Here is a 3,023-nt window from a genome sequence, read left to right as displayed (position 1 = left end):
GCGCATCCGCTGTCTTGAAAAGGTGCTTCACTTGCGGCGTTTTTATTCGGGGGTTCCCCCCGAATAAGAAAACGACAAGACAGGGGAAACCCCAAGAACGCACTTTTCGCTGTCTTGACTGAAACGCACGCTGAGGGAACCTCAGCGCGATTTCAGTCGCAAACCGTCGGGGAACAGAGGCGTGCGCGAATCGCTACTCGGACTAATTAAAAACCGTCCTAACGACGATCTTAGCTATTGCCATACTACCTACAGCGTTCGATCGCAATGACAACTGCTTGAGTGCGATCGATGAGATAGTTTTTGAGAATAATTGATGCAATAATCGATCGATATGAAATCATCTAACTTTTACATTTCTTCGATCGATCGCAAAGTCATCATGGCGGGTACGGGACTATTTTTGACGCTGTTTCTAGTCGTGCATTTGGGTTTGAATGCCACCATTTTGGCGGCTGACGGGGGGCTTTTATTCGATCGTACTGCCGAGCTGTTGCGGCATAATTGGGTGTTGCACGGCTTAGAAATCTTAGTATTTGCTGGCTTTGTCGTGCATATCTGGCAAGGTGCCACCCTCAGCCGCGATAACCAGTCGAAACGCAGTACCCCTTATGCCGTGAGTGCCCCCGTTAAGCTCGATCCAGCGCGATCGATGGGACTTTTGGGATCGATCGTGTTAGCTTTCTTATTGCTGCATCTCGCTCAATTCTGGCTGCCACAGGCGATCGGTAATCCCCCGCCTACCACTGATTTATCGCAACTAGTCAGAGCGACGATGAGCCAGTCGTGGGTAGTGATTATCTATGTCCTCGGTTGTCTGGCTCTCGCCGCTCATTTGGTGCATGGATACCGGAGCGCCGCCATTACCTTGGGTGTCGCCGAGCGATATCGGCAACTTACTTCAGTGGTTGGTATTAGCTTGGCGATCGCAGTACCATTGGGATTAGCTGCTATTCCGATTGCTCTGTTCGCCAGTCATGCTCGATTCTAAAATTCCCCCAGTACCACTCGCCCAACAGTGGCAGACTTACCAGGAAACTAGCCGCCTGATTAGTCCCGCTAATAAACGTCAGCTCGAAATTATTATTATCGGGACTGGCTTAGCTGGTGCCTCCGCCGCTGCAACTCTAGCCGAGCAGGGTTACAAAGTCAAAGCTTTTTGCTTCCAAGATTCGCCGCGCCGCGCTCATAGTATTGCCGCGCAAGGGGGGATTAATGCGGCTAAAAACTATCAAAATGATGGCGATTCCGTCCAGCGATTATTTTACGACACAATTAAAGGCGGTGACTATCGATCGCGCGAAGCCAATGTCTATCGGTTAGCGACGATTAGCACCAAAATTATCGACCACTGCGTCGCGCAAGGAGTACCATTTGCACGGGAATATGGGGGATTACTCAGCAATCGTTCCTTTGGCGGTACTCAAGTACAGCGGACTTTTTATGCAGCGGGACAGACGGGACAACAGCTATTACTCGGTGCTTATCAGGCGCTCGAACGTCAGATCTCGCTGGGCAATGTCACCATGTATACCCGTCATGAGATGCTCGAACTAGTCAAAATCGACGGCAAAGCGCGGGGAATTATCGCGCGGAACCTGGTAACTGGCGAGCTGGAAAGACATGGCGGTCATGCGGTGCTGCTCTGTTCCGGCGGTTATAGTAATGTTTTTTATCTGTCCACCAATGCCATGGGTAGCAACGTCAGTGCGACGTGGAAAGCACACAAACAAGGAGCCGCATTTGCCAATCCCTGCTTTACCCAGATTCACCCCACCTGTATTCCCGTCGCTGGCGAGCATCAGTCAAAACTCACGCTGATGTCCGAGAGCTTACGCAATGATGGTCGGATGTGGGTACCCAAAAATCTAGACGAGCAGCGAGCCGCAGCCGATATTCCCGACTCAGAACGCGATTACTTTTTGGAGCGGCGATACCCCGCTTACGGCAACCTCGTCCCGCGCGATATTGCCTCACGCGCCGTCAAAGAAGTCTGCGATGCGGGTTATGGGGTCGGGAGTTCGCACCGCGCCGTCTATCTGGATTTTGCCGACACCCTGCACCGTGACGGTCGCGAGCTACTGCAAAATAAATACGGTAATTTATTCGCCATGTACACCCAAATTACCGGAGAAGATCCCTACACAGTGCCGATGCGGATTTATCCCGCCGTGCATTACACCATGGGCGGACTGTGGGTAGATTACGAACTGATGACGACCATCCCCGGCTTGTACTGCTTGGGCGAAGCCAACTTCAGCGAACATGGAGCCAACCGCCTCGGTGCTTCAGCCCTAATGCAAGGTTTAGCCGACGGTTATTTTGTGATTCCCGCAACGATTAGCAACTACTTAGCCGCCGAAATTGGCTCGATCGCCCCCAGCCGCGATCGAGTAGAATTTAGCCAAGCCGAGGAATTAGTTAGGGAAAGACTCGATCGCTTAATCCAAATTCAAGGTACCCAAACCGTCACCAGTTTCCACCAACGCCTGGGAAAAATCATGTGGGCGCACTGTGGCATCATCCGCACCGCCGCCGGATTACAGACCGCCATCCAACAACTCCAAGCCCTACAAACCGAATTCTGGCAAGATGTCAAAATCCCCGGTACAGTCAACACCCTCAATCCCGAACTCGACTTAGCTCAACGCGTCGCTGACTTCTTAGAGCTAGGCGAGTTAATGTGTGTAGATGCCCTCCACCGCCAAGAAAGCTGCGGCTGCCACTTCCGCACCGAATTTCAAACCGCAGGCGAAGCCCAACGCCGCGACGACGAATATGCCCACGTTGCAGTATGGGGATACACACAGGAGCATCAGTGGGAATTTTATCCAGAAGCGTTAAAATTCGAGCTAGCACGGTTTAGTCAGCGATCTTATCGGTAGGGGATAGGGGATAGGGGATAGGGGATAGGGTAAAAGGTAAGAGGTAAGAGGTAAATGGAGTGAATGCCGCTTTACGCCACACACAGATCGAACCATACGCAGAGGAGTTTGAGGAGCGGCGTCCCGCTCCTCAACGGG

The 3,023-nt window shown here is 52.1% G+C and carries 2 protein-coding genes; both read left to right on the top strand.

What is annotated here, in order from left to right:
• Positions 1-334: 334 nt before the first annotated feature.
• Complete coding sequence (locus RMO35_RS19315; RefSeq protein WP_309743272.1) at positions 335-991, top strand: succinate dehydrogenase cytochrome b subunit; 657 nt, start codon at positions 335-337, stop codon at positions 989-991.
• Positions 978-2,885: a fumarate reductase/succinate dehydrogenase flavoprotein subunit gene (locus RMO35_RS19310; protein ID WP_309743270.1), complete on the top strand. Its 1,908-nt coding sequence runs from the start codon at positions 978-980 to the stop codon at positions 2,883-2,885. The genes RMO35_RS19315 and RMO35_RS19310 overlap by 14 nt, the downstream gene beginning before the upstream one ends.
• Positions 2,886-3,023 lie beyond the last annotated feature (138 nt).

Source organism: Chamaesiphon sp. OTE_20_metabat_361, from assembly GCF_031364565.1.
Note: the sequence above shows the minus strand (reverse complement) of the source record. Positions and strands in the feature narration are given on the sequence as shown.